The 21,610-nt window shown below is 72.9% G+C and carries 14 protein-coding genes; 4 read left to right on the plus strand and 10 right to left on the minus strand.

Features of this window, described 5'->3' with window-relative positions; genetic code table 11:
- Nucleotides 1-3: 3 nt before the first annotated feature.
- The gene (locus FXF60_RS02735) at nt 4-1,644 is read left to right on the plus strand and encodes a hypothetical protein (RefSeq protein WP_202879532.1); all 1,641 of its coding nucleotides are present in this window, start codon (nt 4-6) and stop codon (nt 1,642-1,644) included.
- Here the strand turns inward: FXF60_RS02735 and FXF60_RS02740 are convergent.
- Genes FXF60_RS02740 through FXF60_RS02750 form a run of 3 tightly spaced genes read right to left on the minus strand, consistent with a single transcriptional unit; the run spans nt 1,641 to nt 6,344 of the window.
- On the minus strand, nt 1,641-2,885 hold the full coding sequence (locus tag FXF60_RS02740; protein WP_151523735.1) for an ATP-grasp fold amidoligase family protein: 1,245 nt from the start codon (nt 2,883-2,885) through the stop codon (nt 1,641-1,643). The two genes, FXF60_RS02735 and FXF60_RS02740, sit on opposite strands and share 4 nt — an antisense overlap.
- The gene (locus FXF60_RS02745) at nt 2,882-5,932 is read right to left on the minus strand and encodes a glycosyltransferase (RefSeq protein WP_151523736.1); all 3,051 of its coding nucleotides are present in this window, start codon (nt 5,930-5,932) and stop codon (nt 2,882-2,884) included. The genes FXF60_RS02740 and FXF60_RS02745 overlap by 4 nt, the downstream gene beginning before the upstream one ends.
- A complete protein-coding gene (locus tag FXF60_RS02750) occupies nt 5,925-6,344 on the minus strand; it encodes a hypothetical protein (protein WP_151523737.1) in 420 nt (139 codons plus the stop codon). The genes FXF60_RS02745 and FXF60_RS02750 overlap by 8 nt, the downstream gene beginning before the upstream one ends.
- Before the next feature lie 168 nt (nt 6,345-6,512).
- Between FXF60_RS02750 and FXF60_RS16910 the strand changes: the two genes are divergently transcribed.
- Nucleotides 6,513-8,480 carry a glycosyltransferase family A protein gene (locus FXF60_RS16910; protein ID WP_151523738.1) on the plus strand — a complete coding sequence of 656 codons (1,968 nt, stop codon included), beginning with the start codon at nt 6,513-6,515 and terminating at the stop codon, nt 8,478-8,480.
- On the opposite strand, the gene FXF60_RS02760 is transcribed toward FXF60_RS16910, so the two are convergent.
- The 4 genes from FXF60_RS02760 to FXF60_RS02775 all read right to left on the minus strand — a co-directional run bounded on the left by FXF60_RS02760 (nt 8,456) and on the right by FXF60_RS02775 (nt 13,587).
- On the minus strand, nt 8,456-10,138 hold the full coding sequence (locus tag FXF60_RS02760; protein ID WP_151523739.1) for a glycosyltransferase family 4 protein: 1,683 nt from the start codon (nt 10,136-10,138) through the stop codon (nt 8,456-8,458). The two genes, FXF60_RS16910 and FXF60_RS02760, sit on opposite strands and share 25 nt — an antisense overlap.
- Nucleotides 10,139-10,151: 13 nt before the next feature.
- Nucleotides 10,152-11,195, minus strand: a complete 1,044-nt coding sequence (locus tag FXF60_RS02765; protein ID WP_151523740.1) for a GNAT family N-acetyltransferase — start codon at nt 11,193-11,195, stop codon at nt 10,152-10,154.
- A 592-nt stretch (nt 11,196-11,787) separates the two neighbouring features.
- Entirely contained in the window at nt 11,788-12,372 is a 585-nt protein-coding gene (locus FXF60_RS02770; protein ID WP_192796565.1) for a PIG-L deacetylase family protein, read from the minus strand.
- A gap of 147 nt (nt 12,373-12,519) precedes the next feature.
- Nucleotides 12,520-13,587 carry an inositol-3-phosphate synthase gene (locus tag FXF60_RS02775; RefSeq protein WP_192796566.1) on the minus strand — a complete coding sequence of 356 codons (1,068 nt, stop codon included), beginning with the start codon at nt 13,585-13,587 and terminating at the stop codon, nt 12,520-12,522.
- A gap of 118 nt (nt 13,588-13,705) precedes the next feature.
- On the opposite strand from FXF60_RS02775, the gene FXF60_RS02780 reads away from it, so the two are divergent.
- Both FXF60_RS02780 and FXF60_RS02785 read left to right on the plus strand, forming a co-directional pair.
- On the plus strand, nt 13,706-15,916 hold the full coding sequence (locus FXF60_RS02780; protein WP_151523743.1) for a transglycosylase domain-containing protein: 2,211 nt from the start codon (nt 13,706-13,708) through the stop codon (nt 15,914-15,916).
- The gene (locus FXF60_RS02785; protein ID WP_151523744.1) at nt 15,913-17,277 is read left to right on the plus strand and encodes a hypothetical protein; all 1,365 of its coding nucleotides are present in this window, start codon (nt 15,913-15,915) and stop codon (nt 17,275-17,277) included. Before FXF60_RS02780 ends, FXF60_RS02785 begins: the two co-directional genes overlap by 4 nt.
- Here FXF60_RS02785 and FXF60_RS02790 read toward each other — a convergent pair.
- Genes FXF60_RS02790 through FXF60_RS02800 form a run of 3 tightly spaced genes read right to left on the minus strand, consistent with a single transcriptional unit; the run spans nt 17,226 to nt 21,587 of the window.
- Nucleotides 17,226-19,541: an acyltransferase family protein gene (locus FXF60_RS02790; protein ID WP_151523745.1), complete on the minus strand. Its 2,316-nt coding sequence runs from the start codon at nt 19,539-19,541 to the stop codon at nt 17,226-17,228. The two genes, FXF60_RS02785 and FXF60_RS02790, sit on opposite strands and share 52 nt — an antisense overlap.
- Entirely contained in the window at nt 19,538-20,119 is a 582-nt protein-coding gene (locus FXF60_RS02795; protein ID WP_151523746.1) for a hypothetical protein, read from the minus strand. The genes FXF60_RS02790 and FXF60_RS02795 overlap by 4 nt, the downstream gene beginning before the upstream one ends.
- A complete protein-coding gene (locus tag FXF60_RS02800; protein WP_151523747.1) occupies nt 20,112-21,587 on the minus strand; it encodes a CCA tRNA nucleotidyltransferase in 1,476 nt (491 codons plus the stop codon). Before FXF60_RS02800 ends, FXF60_RS02795 begins: the two co-directional genes overlap by 8 nt.
- Between the last annotated feature and the right edge of the window lie 23 nt (nt 21,588-21,610).

Raw genomic sequence — 21,610 nt, forward strand, 5'->3', positions numbered from 1 at the left:
CAGGTGGCCGACCTGGCTGGGCGGGTCCGACGCCGGCTGGGCCGGGAGCTGGTGCGTGCCGGCCGCCGGCTGACCGGGCCTCCCGCCGCGCCCAGCGCCCCGGCGCCGGGTCCTGCCGCGGCCCCGGGGACGATCGACCTCGAGCTCTACGCACGCGACGCCGACCCGGACCGGGCCGCCGCGATCCGCAGCGGCGCCTTCGGGCACGGCTACCTCGTCCGGACCGGGACCGAGGTGGTGCTCCCGGGCTTCCTCGGGGACTGGCGCCGACAGCAGGTGGGTCCGCTCCACCTGCACCTCGCCCCCCGCACCCAGGTCACCGTCGCCGGGCCCGCGGACCCGGGGCAGGCCGACACCGTGGTCGTCCTCGGTCAGCCCGTCGACGTCGACCACGGCAGCACCGACGTCGCGGCCATCGCGGGCCGGCTGCGGCGCACGCTCGCCCGGTCGGGTCCGGACGCCCTGGTGCGGGAGGCGGCATACCTCGCCGGCCGATGGACGCTGCTGGCCCTCGGCGGCGACTCCCGGTCACCCGTGCTGACGGTGCTGCCCGATGCCATGGCCAGCAGGCCGGTGTTCTACCGGGCCGACGTCGACGGGCTGACCCTGGCCTCCTCGGAGATCCTGGTGGCGCTGGCACACGACCTGCCCCCGTCCCGGGCCGAGGCGGAGGCGGTCGCCCACGGGCAGCTGCTGCGCACCGGGGTGGTCCACAGCCCGGGGACGCTCACGGCGGTCGAGGAGGTGCTGCCCCTCGTCCCGAACTGCCTGCTGCGCGCCTCGCTCGGTCCCGACGGCGTGCCCGGACGGGTCCGGCACGAACGGTTCTGGCCGTTCGAGCAGCGCGCGGAGGAGACGGACCTCGGGGAGGTGGCCGGCGCGTTCGCCGACCGGATGCGGGAGCACCTCCGGCTGCTGGGAGAGCTGGGACCGCTGTGGTGGAGTCTCACGGGAGGTCTGGACAGTCGCGTCACCCTCGCCCACAGCAGCCCGTCGGTCCTCACCGGCACCTTCACCTACCTCAACCCCCGCGACCTGCAGCGGTCCCCGGAGGTCGCGGACGACCTGTTCGTCCCCAACCGGCTGGCCGCCGGGCTCGGCGTCCCGCACCGGGTGCTGCGATGGCGGCAGGCGGCCGACGGCACGGTCTTCGACCGGCTGCACCGGGCGACCTACCCGCTGCGCCGGGCGTCGCACGGCGCGGCTCACGCCATGTGGGCCGACCTGCCGGGGGACATCGTCCAGGTGCAGTCCAACGGCGGGGAGATCGGGACCACGAACACCCGGGCGCGCACGGACGAGCCGATCTCCCCGAGCGCCCTGGCGGCGCTCTGGCTCGGACCGATGGCACGGGACGTGCCGGGCTTCGCGCCGATCTTCGCCGACTGGGCCGAGCACGCGCAGTTCCGGGACGACCGGCTCCTGGGCTACGACCGGCACGACCTCTTCTACTGGGAGCACCGGATGGGCCGGTGGGGTCACCGCAAGTTCCTGGACGGCGACCTCGGGCACCGGCTGATGCTGCCCTTCAACGACCGGCGGCTGCTCGAGATCATGCACCGGTCGCCGATCGAGCAACGGGTCGGCAAGGAGCTCTACGCCCGCGTGCTGGACGGACGGCCCGACCTGGACGCCGACCGCTAGCGTCGGCCCGCGGGACGGCACCAGCGGTCGCACCCGACGACGGTGGGGGCCCAGCTGCCCGGCCGTGCCGAGCGGGACACGTGCGACTCGTGGTAGAGGCTCGGCGCCTCGTGGCTGCCGTGCAGCACCCCTGCGGGGCGGCCGGCCAGCAGATCCATGTCGAGCCGGTAGACGGCCCGCTCCCAGGCGCGGCCCATCACCTGGTCCTGGTCGGCCCGGATCCGCTGCTCCCCGCCGGGCGCCCGGGTGATCTCGCCGAGGACGATGCCGCCCGGCGTGTCGTAGACGTCGACCCGGACGAAGGGGACGCCCATGGCGCGGGACAGGTGCTCCGCGACCTCGATGATCTCCGGCAGCCGCGCAGGCACCGGGATCGTCTCGTCCACGGGCACGCCCGCGACCACCTGCCCGAGGTCGCTCCCGTCCGGCCGCAGGTAGCGCCGCACGTGCGCGCCCCCGGCTCCGTGCTCGCTCACCCGGCGCACCAGGACCTGCTGCGCCTCGCCGTAGCAGGCATACACCTTGATGTCGTCCGGGATCGGGACGGCCTCGTCCTGGACGAGGAACTCCTCGGCGAAGAAGGGGCGCATCACCTTCCTCCGCGTGAGCAGGTCGCGCATCTGCTCCCGCACCTCGTCGGCGGTGTAGTCCCGGGCGCCGTCGGCGGTGCGCCACCGACCCTGGCCCTGCGCCAGCAGCGGGAGCACGCCACGGCTCGCCGCGCCGCCGTCGGACTTCACCACGAAGGCCTCCGGCAACCCGTCGAGGTCGATCTGCTCCGGCTCCTTCCAGGTGCCGTAGACGGTGGGGACGGCGATGCCATGACTCGCCGCCAGCCGGTAGTTGCGCAGCTTGAACGGGATCTGCCGCAGCGGGTGACGGTAGTGCGGGTCGAGCTCGCGCAGCTCGGACGTGGTGCGGCGCAGGGTGAGCAGCTGGCGCCGGAAGGAGGGCTCGGCAAGGTAGTCGTCGACGTCCACCAGGCTCGCGGCGTGACGCTGCACCGCGTCCAGCTCGGCGCGGGTCTCCTCGAGCTGCGCGGAGCGCGCCCCCTCCTGCGCGGTGAGCTCCTCGATCTGCGCGGCCTGCGCGGAGATGGTCTCCTCGTGGGCCGCGGACCGCGCTCCGGCGTCCTTCACCTCCTGCCGCCGGACCAGCAGCTCCTCCTGCTGCCGCGCCAGCGCGGCGTCCCGCCACGCGAGCTGGGGGATCGCCCCCGCGAGGCGTCGGCGCAGCGTCATGCGGTCTCCTCCGGTCCGGTCTGCAGGTCGGGCGCGACCGCCGCGCCCCGGAGCTCGGCCTGCAGCTGCAGCGGCGCGGAGCCGTCCCACCAGGCCACATCGTGCCACCCCGCCGGCACCGGGCCGAGGACCTCCGACGGCACGGCCTGGCCCTCGTCGTCCGACCTGTCCACCCAGCGTCCTCGGGTGAGGGCCCGGCCCAGGCCCTCCTGCCGCAGCACCAGCCCGACCACCCCGGCGGGGGCATCGTCCAGCAACGCCTGCACGTCCAGCCCGTGGCTGCCGCCCTCGACGACGTGGCCGCGGAGCCAGCAGGACAGCGCCGCGTCCGTGGAGCCGGCGTGCACCAGGGTGAGCCGGTCCGCGCGCTCGCCGTCGGCCGGCGAGCGCATCGGGACGGCGACGACCTCCAGCCCGGCGCCCTCCACCGCGTCCGGGCCGGTGCCGTCGGGCCCCGGCCGCCCCGGTCGCAGCACCCAGCTGTCGGTGGCGGGGACCGGGTCCTCGCGCGCGGGACCGGCCGGCCGCAGCTCGGCCCGGACCCGCTCGACGAAGGTGCCCCGTGAGAAGCGCTCCCGGACCGCCTGCTCGGTGCGCCGGACCCGGTCGGCATAGGCCTCCGGGTCGGCGGCGTAGCGCGCCAGGAGCTCGTCCACCTCCTCCGGACGGGCGTAGTCCAGGGCGTCGCCGAAGGTCTCCCGGTGCTTCGGGTGCGCCACGGTGAGGACGCCGCTCGCGGCGGCCTCCAGCACGGTCCGGCCGAAGGCCTCGTGCGCCTCCGGGTGGTCCAGGTAGACGTAGAAGTCGAGGCCGGCGAGGAACTCCGGGACGTCCTGGCTGCCGTGCTGCAGGATGCGCCAGTGGTCCGGCACGGTGGGCAGCTCTCCCTCGCCCGCCGCCTGCCGCCGGAGCTCGTCGATCGTCCGGCTCCCGCCCAGCATGCGCACCTCGGCGGCAGGCAGCGAGGGCACGGAGTAGCCGCGCACGAGGTCGGTCCAGGCCGTCGGGAACTTGATCCGGTCGTCGCGGGAGTGCCGTCCCACCACGCAGCGGCCCTCCGGGGGTCGCCGGGTGCCGGCGCGCCAGGCGTCGACGTCGATCAGGCCGGGGCTGTCCCAGCTGGTCAACGGCAGATCGGGGTCGTGCTCGAGGAGCAGCCGACGGATCGTCGGGCTCTGCGGTACCCAGCGGACCGGGGCGCCGAACAGCTCGGTGGCCCGCTCGGTCACGTCGCCGGGCAGGTAGCGCGGGTCGCTGCCGTCGGGCTCCGAGGGCGCCTGGTTGGCCACCACCAGGGTCTGCCGCACCCGCGGTCGACGGGCCAGCCACGGGGGGTACTGCAGGATCGGCGGGTAGCGGACGAGGAGCAGGTCGATGTCCACGTCGTCGTCCGGGAGCACCCACCGCACGGCGCCGGAGCGCACCAGGTCGACGACGGGGGCGGCCAGGTCCTCGTCCTTGCTGCCCATGAAGCGCAGCGCCTCCAGGTGCATCACCCCGACCCGCAGGCCGTCGGCGACGGCGGCCTCGATCTCCTCCATCATGGAGCGCTGCGGGCCGCCGAAGCGGCGCCAGTCCCCCGCCAGCACCAGGTCCAGGTGCGGTGGCGGCTCGAGCAGCGGGTGGGTCGCGCGGGCCCACCGGTGCGGCTCGGGGTAGGGCCGCGGACCGTCCGGGTCGAGGTAGGGGGAGGCGGCGCCGTCGAGGACCTCGCGGTGCCAGCTCGAGTACACCTGCTTGTAGGCGTGCCGGGCAGGATGCCGCCAGCCGTTGCCGAACTCGTCGGAGGACAACGTCTCGCCGCCGCCGCGCAGCAGCGTGGTGGTCTCGCGGATGTCGAGGATCGCGGTGCCGAAGGCCGCCTCCAGCCGCCGGGCGTGCTCGTTGTCCGCACCCTTGCGGGTGGGGTCGTAGAACCCGATCCGGGCGAGGGTCTCCGGGAGCCGGAACAGCACGGTGGGTGCCGACGCCTTGCGCGGGCGGTAGCCCACCCTGCTGAGCCGCAGGTCAGGGGTCAGCCGCACCCCCTGGGCGCGGGTCGCCATCACGCCGGGCCGGCGCAGCAGCGGCTGGGCGAGCAGCTCCAGCGTCTGCGGGTGCCACCAGTCGTCGGAGTCGATGACGATGGCGAAGTCCCCGGTGGCCTGGCGCAGTGCCGTGTTGCGGGCACGGTAGGTCCCACCGTTGACCGCCTTGCGGATGACCCGGACCCGCTCGTCCAACGCCTCCGCCGCGGCCAGCACCTCGGCATACCTCCCCTCCGGACCGGCGCCGGAGGCGTCGTCGACGACGAGCAGCTCCAGGTTGGTCCAGGTCTGGGCGAGGACCGTGCGTGCGGCGGTCAGCAGACTCTCGTCTCGGCGGAAGGCACTCATCAGGACGCTGATCCGCTGGGGTGCGTCGATCGAGGGCCTCGGCTCCACCCTCAGCGTGTCCAGGTCAGGGCCGGTGCGCGGGTCCGGGGCGAGGACGGGCGCCAGTGCAGGCCCGTGCAGCGCCTCGTCGAAGGCCTGCACCCACCTGTCCAGATCCGCCTCGGCGCCCTCCGGCAGCACCGCGGGATGGAGGGAGTCCGCCAGGACGGCGGCCCCGACGTCGCGGCGCACCCGGGGGTCGTGGGCCAGCTCCCGCGCGCCCTCGAGGTCTCCCGCGAAGAGCCGCAGCTGGGCGAGCACCTCGACGTGCTCGGACCGCAGCTCGGGCCAGACCGGGTCCCGGACGACGACCTCGTAGAGCGCCCGGGCGACCGCCTGGTCGACGGGTTCGGCCAGCTGGACGGCGAGCACCCGGGCGTAGTCGGCGATCCGCTCCGGGACCCCGCCCGGAGGGAGGTGGTGCCGAGCGGCACCCGAGTCCTCCAGCGCCCACCCGTCGAGCTGCGCCGGCGTGCGCCCCGGCCAGGCCAGCTCGGCCAGCACCTCCCGCGCGTGCACCGAGCGGGTCCGCAGCGCGGTGGCGACGAGCGCCCTGGGGTGGCGGCCCTCGGCGATGCGTGCGTAGGCCCGGGTGACCGCCGCCCGCCCGGGGGCGCCGGCCGGGTCACTCACCGGGGTCGCGGGGGTGCTCCGGCGCCGGACCCGAGCGGGGCAGCTGGGCCAGCGCGTGCTCGAGGGTCGTCTGCATCCGGTCCAGCCGTCCGGTGTACTGCGCCTGCATCACCCGCACCACCCCGAGGACGTCGTCCTGCGTCGGAGCCGGGGCCCGGTGCCGGGGGGCACTGGGCGCCGGGGCGACGACGGGCTGAGCGCCCGACCGCCGGATCTCGTCGCGCAGGTAGTTGCGCAGGGTCCGGGTCCGCCGCCAGGTGTCGACCTGGACCACCAGGATGAGCGCACCGAAGACGCCGGCAGCCAGGCTGACCAGGACCCACTGCTCCTGCCACGTCCCGACCACGAGGAGCAGCGTCAGCAGCCCGGCCACGAGGGCACCGGCGGCCAGGACCAGGCGCGGGTTCGACATGGCGACCTTCCGGTGGGCAAGAGAGGGCTGAGCGTGCGTGCCGCGAGCCTCGCCACCATAGCAAGGCAGCCGCCTCTCGCCGGACCCCGCGGGCTAGGCTGGCGGGGACGATCCTGGGGTGGTCACGGCCCCCGCCACGAGGTCCTGAGCGACCGGGAGAGGAGCACGGTGTCCGGCACCCTCGACGCGGTCCTGGTCCCCCCCGGCGCGGGTGCACCGGGCGCCTGGACCACCACGCAGCTCACCGCGATCGCGCGCGAGCGCCCCGACGCCCTGGCCCAGCTCGGTCTGCGCACGACGAGCCCGTCGTGCGCCGACGCGCTCGCCCTGGTGGCCACGCGTGGTCGGCTCGACGCCAGGACCCTGGCCGCCGCTCTCCCCGACGCCGCCGGGACGGTGGTCGACCCGCGGGCAGCAGCCGCCCTGGCGCAGCTGTGGGCCGGCGTGCGCCAGGGGCCGGGAGCCCCGGGTGGCACCGAGCGGCCCGACCTGCTGGGCGCCGGCGCGGATCTGTATGCCGTGCTGCTCGAGGTGGGAGCGCTGCCGGAGGTCGCGGCGCACCACCAGGGCGCGGGCCAGGCGATGTTCCTCGCCGGGCGGCACGCGCTGCTGCGACGGGAGCTTCCCCGCCTCCCGCTGCTGCCGGACGACGTCCGGCACGACCTGGTCACCGATCTCGCCCACCCCGCCCTGTCCGGCGCCGACGGCGAGGAGGAGTGGGTCCGGCTGCTGTCCCAGCCCTTCGTCGACGCGGGGCTGGCCCCGCTGCGACTGACCGCCCCGGATCGGCGGCACGCCTTCGACCGGTTGTCCGGCGCCGCCGCCGGCACGGTCCAGGGCCCTCTGGTGACCGTGGTGGTGCCGGCGTGGCGGCCGGACGAGGGGCTGCTGACCTCGGTCGCCTCGCTCACCACCCAGACGCATACCGACCTGGAGATCCTCGTCGTCGACGACGCGTCCGGACCGGCGCACGCGGACCTGTTCGAGCAGGTGGCGGCGCTCGACCCCCGGGTGCGGGTGCTGACCATGGAGCGCAACGGCGGCAGCTATCTCGCCCGCCGGGCCGCGATCGCGCAGTCGACCGGTGCCTTCGTCACGACCCAGGACGCGGACGACTGGAGCCACCCGCAACGCCTGGAGCACCAGGTCGCGATGCTGCAGGACCACCCCGACGCACCCGCCAGCCGGTCGCTGGCGATCCGGGCCATGGACGACCTCACCCACCAGTGGTTCGGCTACAGCGCGCGGCGCCCCAACGCCTCCTCGCTCATGGTCCGGCGCGAGGTCTTCGACCGGGCCGGCACCTTCCTGCCGATGCGCAAGAGCGCCGACTCCGAGTATGCCGAGCGTCTGGTGGCGCTGCTCGGACCGGTCGCCGACACCGGCACCCCGCTCGCCGTGACCCGGCTGCGCGCCGGCAGCCTCTCCCGCGGCGACTTCACCCTGGGCTGGCACCACCCGGACCGGGTGGCCTTCCGTGGCAGCTACCGCGCCTGGCACCGGAGCCTGGTGGCGTCGGACGACGGCGCGTCACCGACCGACGAGCAGATGCCCGAGGTGCCGGCGGCCTACGCCCGCGGCCTGGACGGGGTGCGGGTGGCCGGGGACCACGTCGACCTGGTCCTTGCCGCGGACCTCGGCGCCGCCGTCGGGAGCCGTCCGGCGACCGACGGGATCCTCGACGGTGCCCGGGAGACGGTGCGGGGGGTCTGGCACCTCGAGCGGCCCACCGCGCTGCGGCCCGGCCGGCGCGAGATGCACCCGAGCTGGTTCGACGCCGTGGCGACCCGACCCGACCTGCACGTGCTCACCCGCACCCACGAGGCCCGGGTCGGCACCCTGGTGCTCCTCGACCTGGACGCCGTCCTGCTGGCGAGCGCCCAGCCGTGCGCGCTCCGCCCGGAGCGGGTGCTGCTCGCGGTGGCCGACCAGGACGTGCTTCCCGGTCCGACCGGGCTGCCGGTGGACCTGCTCGCCGTGCGTGAGGCGGCGCGTCACTGGTGGGGCGTGGACCCTGCCTGGGTGGCCGCCCCCGGCGCGGACCCGGTGCTGCTCGCCGACGCCCTGCCGGGCCTGGACATCCAGCCTTGGCCAGGGCTGGAGGCGGCGGCTCAGCCGAGCACGACGGACCGGTAGCGGTCGGCGACCCGGGCCGGGTCGAAGAGGGCGTCCGCCTGCTGCTGCGCCCGTGCCCCCAACCCGGGCCAGGCGCCGGGCTCGGTGACGGCCCGGATGCGCGCCTCCGCGGCGTCCAGGTCGTCCACCACCCACTCGTCCGGGAAGAGCGCACGCGGGCCCCCGCGGGAGGCGACCATCGGCCAGTTCCGCACCACGGGCACGGCACCGGAGGCGGCGCCCTCGACCAGCCCGAGGTGCCAGCCCTCGCGGCGGCTCGAGGAGACGATGACGCCGACCTGCTGCAGCGCGCCCGCCACGTCCTCGGTCCGCCCGACGACGTGCACCCGGTCGCGCAGTCCCGGCGCGGCGATCCGCTCCCGGAAGGCCTCGACGTAGGCGGCCTGCGCCGGCGTGGGGCGCTGGGCGAAGTCCGGACCGATGAGCACCAGCCGCCAGGACGGCTCCCGGTCCAGCAGGTCGAGCGTCCAGGCCGGGTCCTTGACGATCCGGCCCCAGCCGACCATCCCCAGCGTGGTGCGCGCCCCGGGGCTCTTGGGCCGCGCCATCTCGCGCAGCGGCACGAGGTTGTCGATCACCCGCACCGGCGGGATCGGCGCACCGGACCCGGCGGCGGCCGCCGCGGCGACGCTGCGGGTCAGGCTGCGCATGGGTGGACTGGTGGTGAGGACGACCTCCACCCGGTCCCAGCGCAGCAGCGGCATCCACGGGTCGACCAGGTCCAGCCCGTGCACCCGGAGCACCATCCTGGTGCCCGGTGGCGCGAGGTGCGAGACCCAGAGCGTGGACCGGTCCGCCCAGTCGCACAGCACCACGTCCGCCCAGCCCAGCAGCTCCCGCAGCCGCGCCACGGCGGGGGCGTCCGACGGCCGCCCCTCGAGCAGGGCGGCCAGGTCGGGGAGCACCTGGGTGTCCATGATCTTGCGACCCAGGGAGGGGATGAGCTCGGTGAGGTCCGCGACCCGCACCTCGGGCGCGGACGCGGCCTCGCGCAGGGCCTGCACCACCGGTCCGTGGAAGTTCCCGTAGGCGCCGGTGGCGACGAGCACCCGGCGCGCCGGGCCGGCGTGTCCCTCGTGCGGTGCGTCCCGCGCGTGCGTGGGTGGTGCACCGTCCGGGTGCCGGGGCACGACCAGCTCCCGCCAGGTGCGCGAGCCGAGCAGCGGCGCCAGGTAGCCCTGCGGGTCCTCCACCAGCGCGGACATCTCGGTCTCCGCGTGCAGCTCACGGTGGAAGAGCAGGGTCATCGCGTCCCCGAGGCGGTCCAGCGCCTCCGTGCGCGCACCACCGCGCAGGGCCTCGTCGGCGCCGGCCAGCGCGCCGCGGACCGCCACCTCCCGGTCGGCCTCGGTGGTGGCGGTCCCGAGGGTCAGGTCCGCGGCGAGCCGCCGGGCCGCCAGCCCACTGGCGAGGCGGTCGGCGGACGGCCAGGCCGGCTGGTCCAGCGCCCCTGCCAGCACCCGCGCACCCTGGGTCAGTCCGTGCCGCTGCCGCACCGCGCGGGCGGCCCGCACCACCCGGTCGACCGCGCCGGCCTCCCCCGGGTCCACCTCGTCCAACCGCTGCGCCCAGCGCCGGATCCGCGCGGCCGTCACGGAGTCCGCCGTGACCACGGTGTCCAGGATCTGCTCCAGCCCCTGTCCCGTCGTCCCGGTCATGCCCCTTGATCGCTCACTGCTCATTCCTTCTCAGCAATAACCGATAAGTCGAGCGAAATTCTTGTGTCCAAGTGAACTTCCAGTGATATCGGCCAGCACCGAAATCGAATCGCTCGAACTCTCGGCTCTTGAAAAGGTGACGCAGGATCTCGTACTGGAGTACCGTGTTGACTCGATAACTCGCTACTTCAGGTGCATAGGCGCTGTTCCAGCATAAGAGCGATCCCCCATCGATGTAGGCCGATTTGTACGAGAGAAGATCTCCCTCTGGCGAAATGAAACCAAAGGTGAGCGTTCGATCAGGATCCGAATACATTGCGGCGCAGTGCCTGACTCGAAGCGGATCTTCGAAAAGCGAATGGCGTTCAGAGCGGCCGTGCTCGTCCTGGAGATGGTTCTTCTCGCGGATATGAAGGTCGCCCATCTGTCCCAGAAGTGAACCATTGGAATCGCCTCGAATCACGACGAATCGATGTTCTATCTCTCGACGAAACCTCGCCGCCCTTTTCCTGACACTCCCAAGCCCTTGGGCCGACTCGTACTCCTCGAACGAGGAGTAGTGCGTGAGATTCAGGACGGGGTTCTCGATGTGGAGATTAAAGCAAGGGTTGAACACTGGCGATCGCAGGAAGTGTCCGGCCAAGTAGTTGCTGACGTCCACATTGCTCAGTGAGAGAGTGTCCCACTCAGCATGGTCCCACAGGTAGCGGAAGATCTTCTTCATGGCGACGCTGGCGAGCCGCTGGTCTGCAGTGAGAACGAACCCCATGTAGTCGCCATGACTCGCGAATCGGAGTCGCCTTATTTTTCTGCCGTTCCTGCTCCCCGGCGTCAACACGAGGGGCGCGATTCCCACAGCCTCCCCTCTTTCGCGTGCCACGACAATGCACAGGTCATGTCCGTGCTCCTGACGGTAGGCACCCCACCACGCCTTGACCGAGTCATACTTCACGTAAAAGGGCGTGCTCTTGTCCTGCAGTTCCAGCCACTCAGGCGCCAGCCGTTCGAGTTCCTCGTCTGTTGTTACGACCTCGACGTCGGGGTCACTTCCGCTCACCGACGGTCCCACCTTCGGATGTGGGCAGACAACACTTCGGGCACCAAGACTGCTCGGCGACGGCCGCTGGCAGCGTACAGCCGTCCTGAGTACGTCGCCCCTGCGGCGAGAAAGGAATCTCGAGAAGGAACGTTGTTCCCTCTGACTAGCACAACCCCTTCAGGCTTTCCACATTCCACACCCTTGGCCCATCTGTCGTGAATACTTGCTCGGTGCAGGCCGCGCCGGCGATGGGCCTTGAAGATGTAGTCGTCTAGGAAAAGAAACTGCGTGGACCTCAGCTTCATCAAGTAGCCTGGACCAGCCTCATGCCGGTCCACCCAAGAGATACAACAGAATCCACACACAGCCCCGGCGCTGTCTCGCAGGATCCAGGCATCCTCGTCGGGGTTTTCGATTCGATGCATGAGTATGTCGCACTTGCGTTGAGATATCTCTTTGGGGCCGTAGGTTGTTGACATTTCTTGGATGGTTTCCGGCGTGGCCGGCTCTAGCATGCCGGCCCCGAACGATCCTCTTGCATGGTTCGAACCACGTAGAATGAGTCTTTCGTAGAAGTTCTTACGCTTGTCCAACTGGGGACCTTTTTGGTTCACACTGTCACCCGGGAGCTGTAGTGAGAGGCCTTGAGAGCCTTGAATTCTGGTGGAACGGAGATGTGACCGAACCCTCGGTAGAACTCTGCGGCGACTTCGGCGGACGGCAGGTACTGCGACGGTGGGTCGAACCTCACGTCGTCGTGCCTGCCAGGACTCAAAGGAGAGCGGGCAAACATTTTCCCGCCCGCAGATAGACGGCGAAGTCCTTCGACGCATGCTAGATGGTCGGAATGGTAGTCGTCTGGGTGAGCAGCCAGCACGAAGTGTGCGTCGGGCTTCACCAGCGGGGCCAAGGAGTCACGGACTTCCTTGGCCGCGTAGTTGCCGTCAGGCATCCCCAGCCTGAGGATTGACCCCTGCCCGCCTGTCAGGGCCGACCACGCTGCGGCCTGCTCGGCACGCCGGTACTCCTTCTCGTAGTCGGGTGGCCAGCCCATCCGTCGTGCTCGCTTGGAGCCACCGCCATCTCCGACAGCGACGAGCACCAAACGGTGGGGGTCATTGGCCCTGATCCAGGTGACGTATCCGGAGAGGCGGAGGGTTTCGTCATCGGGGTGTGGCGAGACGATGTAGGTCACGGGTTCCCGCGTGCCTGGGAGCGCCCAGCGCGGCGCCACCCGGCGGATCCGCCGCTTGACCTGGCTCGGCAGGGCCTGACCAGCACGCGCCGTGGCTCTTCGGATCAAGCTCATAGGAACGGATCCTAGCCACCGCCCATGCGGCGCTCAGCCGCGGATGAAGGCCTCCACCTCGGCGCGACCCTCGTCGTCCGGCATCTGCACCGGCGGGCTCTTCATCAGGTAGGCGGAGGCCCCGATCACCGGGCCGCCCTGCCCGCGGTCCAGCGCGATCTTGGCCGCCCGGATGGCGTCGATGATGATGCCGGCGGAGTTCGGGCTGTCCCAGACCTCCAGCTTGTACTCCAGGCTCAGCGGGACGTCGCCGAAGGCGCGACCCTCGAGCCGGACGTAGGCCCACTTGCGGTCGTCCAGCCACTGCACGTAGTCCGAGGGTCCGATGTGGACGTCCCGCTCGGCCATCGTGGTCTGCAGGTTGGAGGTGACGGCCTGGGTCTTGGACACCTTCTTGCTCTCCAGCCGCTCCCGCTCGAGCATGTTCTTGAAGTCCATGTTGCCGCCGACGTTGAGCTGGTAGGTGCGGTCGAGGGCCACGCCGCGCTCCTCGAAGAGCCGCGCCAGCACCCGGTGCGTGATGGTGGCCCCGACCTGGCTCTTGATGTCGTCGCCCACGATCGGCACCCCCGCCTCGGTGAACTTCGCCGCCCACTCGGGGTCGCTGGCGATGAAGACGGGCAGGGCGTTGACGAAGGCCACGCCGGCGTCCAGCGCGCACTGGGCGTAGAACTTGTCCGCCTCCTCGCTGCCCACCGGCAGGTAGGAGACCAGCACGTCGGCCCTCGCCTCGGTCAGGGCGGCGACGACGTCCACCGGCTCCTCCAGCGACTCCTCCACGGTGAGGGCGTAGTACTTCCCCAGCCCGTCCAGGGTGGGACCGCGCTGCACCGTGACGCCGGTGTCCGGGACCTCGGCGATGGTGACGGTGTTGTTCTGACCCGCCTGGATGGCCTTGGCCAGGTCCTGGCCCACCTTCGCCGCGTCCACGTCGAAGGCGGCCACGAACTCCAGGTCACCCACGTGGTAGTCGCCGAACTCGACGTGCATCAGCCCCGGGACGCTGGCCTCGGGGGCGGCGTCCCGGTAGTACTCGACCCCTTGCACGAGCGAGCTCGCGCAGTTGCCCACCCCCACGACCGCGACCCTGACCGACGACATCGACACTCCTTGCTGACATGGCGCGGGCGGCCCGGACGGGCCGCCCTCGTGTCATGCCAACGCCCCCGGCCAGAAGTGCATTCCGGGCCCGTCCGGCACGCCCAGGCACAATGGTCGGGTGAGCCGTTCCAGCACCACCCCCAAGTCCCGTCGGTCCGCGACCCGGAGGAAGCCTCGGACCGGTCGGCGCGGTGTCGTGCGCCGGGTCCTGCTCTGGCTGACCGGGCTGGGGCTGCTCGCCATCCTGCTCGTCGTGGGCGTCTTCGCCTGGGCCTACGCCCGGACCGACGTCCCGCAGCCCAACGACTTCGCCGAGGCGCAGAGCTCGATCCTCTACTACGCCGACGGCGAGACCGAGCTGGCCCGCTTCACCGGCGGCTACGACCGGGAGTCGGTGCCGCTGTCCGAGGTCCCCGAGCACGTCCGCGACGCCATGCTCGCGGCCGAGGACCGCTCCTTCTACGAGAACGAGGGGGTGTCGATCACCGGCACCGCACGCGGTGCCTGGAGGACCCTCACCGGCGACGGTCTCCAGGGCGGCTCGACCATCACCCAGCAGTACGTGAAGAACTACTACCTCACCGCGGACCAGACCCTGCAGCGCAAGTTCACCGAGATCATCATCGCGATCAAGATCGACAACGAGCTCGCCAAGGACCAGGTCCTGGAGAACTACCTCAACACCATCTACTTCGGGCGCGGGGCCTACGGCATCCAGACCGCCAGCCAGGCCTACTTCGGCAAGGACGTCTCCGAGCTGGACGTCGAGGAGGGTGCCTTCCTCACCGGGGTGACCAACGCACCCTCGCTGTTCGACCCGGACTACGCCGAGGGCAACGAGCAACGGGCGCAGGACCGGGTGGCCTACGTGCTCGACGGCATGGTCGAGGAGGGGTGGCTCGACGCGGCGGAGCGCGAGGGTATGGGTATGCCCGAGGTCCAGGAGCCGCAGCCCTCCACCGCGGCCCAGGGGGTCGAGGGCTACATCGCCCAGGAGGCGCGCGAGGAGCTCAAGGAGGTCCTGGGGGTCGAGGACGCCGAGATCGACGGTGGCGGGCTGCGGGTGACCACGACCATCGTGCAGCAGCACCAGCGGGCCGCGGGCGAGGCGGTCGAGCTCTACCGCCCCACCGGGGAGGGCACCGACGACATCACCGTCGCGCTGACCTCGGTCCGTCCCGGCGACGGGGCGATCACCGCGATGTACGGCGGGGACGACTACCAGCAGACCCAGCTCAACTCGGCCACCGAGGCACGGGTCCAGGCGGGTTCGCTGTTCAAGCCGATCACCCTGCTGGCGGCGGTCGAGGAGGGCGTCGACACGCTCCAGACCTACGAGGGACCGACGCCGATGACGTTCGGCGAGGACGCGACGGAGGTGAACAACTTCCGGGACCTCTCGTTCGGCGTGATCGACCTGCGGGTGGCGCTCGCGGAGTCGGTGAACACCATCTACGTCCAGCTCAACGAGGAGATCGGCCCGGAGCGGACGCGCCAGGCCGCGGTCGACCTCGGGCTGCCCGACGACACTCCCGGCCTCGACACCGACCTGACGAACGTCCTCGGCACCGCCTCCCCCACCCTGATCCAGATGACCAACGCCTACGCCACGCTGGCCGCCGAGGGCGAGCGAGCCACGCCATACCTCATCCGGCAGGTGGAGACGGTGACGGGCGAGACGACCTACGAGGCGGAGCCGGAGACCGACCAGGCGGTCGACCGGGACGCCGCGGTGGACGTCACCGACGCGATGACGTATGTCGTCGGCCAGGGGTCGGGGATGGCGGCCGGGGACCTCGGTCGCCCCGCCGCCGGCAAGTCCGGGACCAGCGAGCGCAACGTGTCCGCCTGGTTCGACGGGTTCGTGCCGCAGCTGGCGGCGGGCGTGGTGATGTACAAGGGCGACGGCACGGTCCCCATGCAGGACGTCGCCGGGCTGGACCAGATCACGGGTGGCACGTTCCCGGCGCAGGTCTGGGGAGAGTTCATGCGCGTGGCGATGGAGGGCGAGGAGGTCCTGGAGTTCTCCCCGCGGGTCGGCACCGGCGGTCCCACCGACGACACGCCGACCACGCAGGAGCCGGCCCCTGAGCCGACCACGACCGAGGCGACGACCACCGAGGAGCCCACGGAGACCACGACCACCGAGGAGCCGACGGAGACCACGACCAGCGAGCCGCCGACGACGACGCAGCCGAGCAGCCCCGAGCCCACCACCGGGGAGCCGACGACACCGGCCCCGACTCCGACGACACCGGAGCCCACGACACCGGACCCCTCGCAACCTGAGCCACCGGGCGACGACACCGCCCCGGCACCGACCGGGTGAGTCCTGCGCCTGGGCGGCCTCCGGGCGACCGCGTCGACCTGCCCTGGACGGTCCCCTCCTGGGTCGACCCGGTCGTCCGCCGGGCCACCGGCGCCATCGGTGGACCGCTGGGTCGGCACGGCGTGGTCGGGGGCACCGGGCTGGCCGGCGTCGCGGCGGCGGTCACGCTGCTCGGCACGCTGGCCCTCGGCCTCGGCGTCTGGCGGTCGGGCCACTGCCTGATGAAGGGGTGGAGCACCCCCGACCAGTTCTGGCGCGCCTGCTACTCCGACCTGCCCGTCGTGCACGTCAGCTCCCCGCTGGGGGACCGTGCGCTGCCGTGGGTGGGTGAGGGGGCGGCCACGGGCACCCCGCCGCTGCCCGGCGCGGTGATGTGGCTGATCGCGCAGGTCTCCCCGGCGGCGGGTCCGGGGCTGGCGGCCCAGCAGTGGGTGTTCGCGCTGTGGGCGCTCCTGTGCGTGCCGCTCGTGGCGGTCGCCGTGGTCGCCCTGGTGTCCATGACGCCCGGCCGACCGTGGCAGGCGGCGATGCTGGCCGCGAGTCCCGTGCTGGTGCTGCTGGCCCACGTGTCGACCGACCTGCTGGGCGTCACCCTCATGGTGCTCGGGCTGTGGGCCTGGCAGCGGGACCGCCCCTGGCTCTGCGGCCTGCTCCTCGGCCCGGCCGTCCTGGTCCGCCCGTTCCCCCTGCTGGTGCTGGTCGCCATCGGTCTGCTGGCCTGGCGCCGCGGGTCGCCGCTGCCGGCGCTCCAGGCCGTGGTCGGCGCCGCGCTCGGGGCGCTGGTCGTCCTCGTCCCCCTGGTCGCGGTGCAGCCGGAGGCGTTGTCGGCCGCGCAGCAGTGGTGGAGCCAGCCGGCCGGCTACGGCGCGCTGCAGATGGTGCCCCGCCTGATGGGGGTCACCGTCCCCACCGAGGTCACCACCGCGGTGGTGGTAGCCGGCTGGCTCGCGGCGCTCGGCGTGGGTGTGTGGGCCTCGGCACCGGGACGCTCAGCGTCCCGCCCGGAGCTGGGGGTCGACCAGCTGGCGGCCCTGATGATCGGGGTGGTGGCCCTCACCGCCGCCTCGCTGTCGGTGCAGTCCGGTCTCTGGCTGCTGCCGTTCCTCGCGCTGTCGACCATCCGGTGGTCCTCCCACCTCGTGTGGGCCGGGGCCGAGGCGCTGGCCTTCCTCACCACCTGGCTGCACATCGCCTTCGCCAGCGATCCTGGTCGCGGGTTGCCGCCGGACGCGTATGCCCTGGTCGTGGTGCTCCGCGCAGCGGCATGGTCGTGGATCCTCTGGCAGGTGGTGCGGACCCCCCGGCCCGGTCAGCGGCGCGAGCCGACCTCGAGCCCGGCACGCACCGTCTCGGCGAGCTGACCGGCGAGCACCACCGGAGTCACCTGCTCCTCCACGACGTCCCGCAGGGAGCGGACGTAGGTCGCGGACAGGTGGTTGCTGTCCCTCCAGACCACGACCTCGCCCACGATGGGGCTGCAGGTCCGGCCGGGACAGACGGCGGTGGTGAAGTCCAGCACGGGCAGGTCGTCGTGCTCCTCGGCGAGGAGGAGGTGCCCGGTGCCCGACGCGTCCAGCCCCTGCTGCCGGTCGAAGGCACAGCGGGGCACGTCCTCCCGGTGCTCCAGCAGGCAGGCCGGCACGTCGAACGGCGCCCTCGGGACGTCCCGGATCAGCGCCGGCTGCATGCCCGCCTCGGTGAGCATCTCCACCCGGGCCCCCAGTCCCGCGGCCACCTTGCGCGCACCGGTGGTGCCGTAGGACGCGCTGGACAGCAGCACCACGTCCGGGTCCTGCTCGAGCAGCACGCCGTCCAGGTTCTCCTGCCAGGTGGTGCACTGCCGGTAGTCGCCCGCCTGGCCGGACCGCTCCACCGTCAGTCCCACGGCAGCCGGGCAGGAGGACTTGGACATCACCACCACCCGCCAGCCGCGGTCCCTGCCGATCTCGTCGAGGGCGGTGAACCACATGCTGGCGTGGCTGTCGCCGATGAGCGCGACGGTCCGGTCACCCTCGGGGTCCCCGCCCTCGCACACGCCGACGCGGGTGCCGCTCAGCCCGACGAAGCAGTCGCGCGGCTCCAGCGCCGGGCTGTCGTCCACCACCTGCTCCAGGGGCACCGCCAGCTCGCCCACCTGCTGGGGGATCTGCACCACCGGAGGCGGCTCTCCCAGGGCGCCGGACACACCGCTCCCCGCGGCAGCGGCCGCGAGGGCTGCGTCCACGGCGTCCAACGGGGCGCCACCGTCGGTCCCGGGGTCGTCCACGCCGACGGCCAGCGTGTCGGCCCCGACCGGGGCGCGCAGCTCGTCCACGACGGCGGGCGTCCGCCACCCGGCGACCTCGTCGGTGTCGGACCGCGGGGCGGCCGCCATCACCAGCACCCCGAGCATCGCGCCGGCCAGGGTGCAGTTCAGACCCAGCCTCAGGGTCCGCGCGGTGACGAGCCCCGGGGACAGCTGCGTCGCGAGCACCCGGCCGTGGCGGCGCACCGGGTCCTCCACCAGGGAGAAGGACAGCCATGCCGGGACGGCCGCGAGGGCCAGCGTGAGCAGCCCCCAGTGGACCGGGAGCGTGGCGGGTCCGCCCCGGCCGACGTGGGCGAGCTCGGCGGCCACGGCGATGAACGGCCAGTGCCACAGGTAGAGGCTGTAGGAGAGCCGCCCCACCCACTGCAGCGGCCGGGCGCGGAGCAGCAGCACCGGTCCCGCCCGGCCCGCCGCCGGACCGGCGAGCAGCACGAGGGCCGCCCCACCGGTCGGGAGCAGCGCCCACAGACCGGGAAAGAGGGTCTCCTTGGTGATGACGAAGAGGGAGAGCACGATCAGGCCCAGCCCGACCCATCCCACCCCGGCGGCCAGCCACCGCGGCAGTCGTGGCCACGCCCGGGCACCCAGCGCCACGACCGCGCCGAGCATCAGCTCGTGCACCCGGGTGGGCGTCACGAAGTAGGCCGCCGGCTCCTGCAGCGTCCACCACCAGGACAGCACGAGCGACCCACCCAGCAGCAGCAGCGTCACCACCCAGGTGAGAGCGCTGAAGACGCGGGCCCGGCCCGCGGCATACACCAGGATCGCCAGCAGGATCAGCGGCCAGAGCAGGTAGAACTGCTCCTCCACCGAGAGGGACCAGTAGTGCTGCAGCAGGCTGGGCGCGCGCTCCACGTCGAGGTAGTCCACGGAGCGCCACGCCATCCGCCAGTTGACGACGTAGAGCGCGGACGCGAGCAGGTCCGCCCCCACCTCGCTCCATCGTCCGCGGGGCAGGAAGAGCACCGTCAGCACGGCGGTCCCGGCCAGGGCGGCGAGGGCGGCGGGCAGCAGCCGCCGGGCCCGTCGGGCGTAGAACCGACCCAGGTCGATCCGACCGCGCGCGCGCCCCTCCTCGAGCAGCAGGGACGTCATGAGGAAGCCGCTGACGACGAAGAAGACGTCCACCCCGACGAAGCCGCCCGGCAGGAGGCCCACCCCGGCGTGCCAGAGCATGACCCCGAGCACCGCGACCGCGCGCATCCCCTCGATGTCGGCGCGGAAGTCACGGGGGACGGGTGGGACCCGCAGGGCGTGGCGCGCGGCGTGCAGGGCGCGGGCCCTCCGGCGGGTGAGCGGGGCCTCGGGCGCGGTCATGGCGCCTCCGCCACCGCGTCGAGCCGTCCGGAGCGATCCCGCAGCCAGGCCCGGTGCGCTCCCTCGACCCAGAGCGCGGCCACCAGGGCCGGACCGGCCAGCAGCAGCCAGCGCAGGTCCTGCCGGTCGGTGGGCTGGGTCGGGATCTCCGCGGCGGCCGTGAACTCCAGCTCACCCTCGCCGTCCTGCACCTCGAGGGCCGCCGCCGTGTCCGCGGCCAGCGCGGCCAGCCGCGGGTCGGGGGCGTGGGCCACCACCCGGACGACGGGGTCGGACTGCCGGTGCCGCACCTCGAGCCGGATGTCGTCCGCCAGCTCGGGGTCCAGCTCGACCGCTGCCTCCACCTCGCCCTCGAGGGAGGGGTCGGTCAGTCGCACGGAGGCCCGGTCGGCGGCCCGCTCGTCGGTGGCGGTGATGGTCGCGAGCGCGGTGTAGGTCCGGGGGCGCACGAGCTCCCAGCCGGCACCGAGCAGGGTGAGCACGAGGACCAGGGTGATCCACGGGACCCCGGCGAGCAGGTGGGTCCAGTGGCTCGGAGGGGTGTCGCTGTGCCGTCGCCGCGCGGTATGCCTACCCACCGCTGCGCTCCTGCTCGGCCCACCACCTCAGCAGCTCGGCCCGCGCACCTTCCTCCCCGAGGGGGCCCTGGTCCAGGCGGACCGACAGCAGGTGCTGGTAGGCGCGCCCGAGCTGGGGGCCGGGGGGGATCCCGAGCACCTCCCCGATCTGGTGCCCGTTCAGCTCGGGCCGCACCGCCTGCAGCTCCTCCTCCTCGCGCAGCCGGGCGATCCGCTCCTCGAGGTGGTCGTAGTGGGCGGCCAGCCGGGCCGCCTTGCGGCGGTTGCGGGTCGTGCAGTCGGACCGGGTGAGCTTGTGCAGCCGGCCCAGCAGCGGCCCGGCGTCGGTGACGTACCGCCGCACGGCCGAGTCGCTCCACTCGCCGGTCCCGTAGCCGTGGAACCGCAGGTGCAGCTCCACGAGGCGGGTGACCGCCTTCACCGTGTCCTTGTCGAAGCGCAGCTCCCGGAGACGGGTCCGCGTCATCTTCGCGCCCACGACCTCGTGGTGGTGGAAGCTCACTCCCCCGCCCGGCTCGAACCGGCGGGTGGGCGGCTTGCCGATGTCGTGCAGCAGGGCGGCGAGGCGCAGCACCAGGTCCGGGCCCGGCACGTCGTCCTCCCCGTCGGCACCAGGGCGATCCTCCAGCTCGATGGCCTGGTCCAGCACGGTCAGGCTGTGCTCGTAGACGTCCTTGTGCCGGTGGTGCTCGTCGACCTCCAGCCGCAGCGCGGGCAGCTCCGGCAGCACCTGGTCGGCCACACCGGTGGCGACCATGACCTCCAGCCCGGCCCGCGGGTCGCCCGCCAGGACGAGCTTGACCAGCTCGTCGCGCACCCGCTCGGCCGAGACGATCTCCAGCCGGTCGGCCATCCGGGTCATCGCCGCGACCACCTCGTCCGCGGGCCGCAGGCCGAGCTGGGCGGTGAAGCGGGCGGCCCGCAGCATACGCAGCGGATCGTCGGCGAACGACACCTCCGGGGCCTGCGGGGTCCGCAACCTCCGTGCCGCGAGGTCCCCCAACCCGTCGTGCGGATCCACGAAGGTCAGGTCCGGCAGACGCAGGGCCATCGCGTTGACCCGGAAGTCCCGACGCGCCAGGTCCTCCTCGAGCGAGTCACCGAAGGCCACGAGCGGCTTGCGCGAGGCGCGGTCGTAGGCGTCGGCGCGGTAGGTGGTGAGCTCCAGCACCGTCGCACCGCGCCGGGCGCCGATGGTCCCGAAGGCCCGACCCACGTCCCAGGTGGTGTCCGCCCACCCGGAGAGGACCTGCTCGATCTCATCCGGGGTGGCCGAGGTGGTGAAGTCCAGGTCGGGCGAGTCACGACCGAGGAAGGCGTCGCGCACCGGACCGCCGACGAGCGCCACCTCGTGCCCCGCGGCGGCGAACCGCTCGCCCACCTCGGTCAGCAGCGGCATGGCCGGGGTCAGCTGCCCGAGGGCGCGCAGCAGCAGGGCGCCGTCGTCGGGAAGGTCGGTGTCGGACATCGGATCTAGGGTAATCGGCGAGG

The sequence above is a fragment of the Serinicoccus kebangsaanensis genome (assembly GCF_008919445.1).
GTDB lineage: Bacteria > Actinomycetota > Actinomycetes > Actinomycetales > Dermatophilaceae > Ornithinicoccus > Ornithinicoccus kebangsaanensis.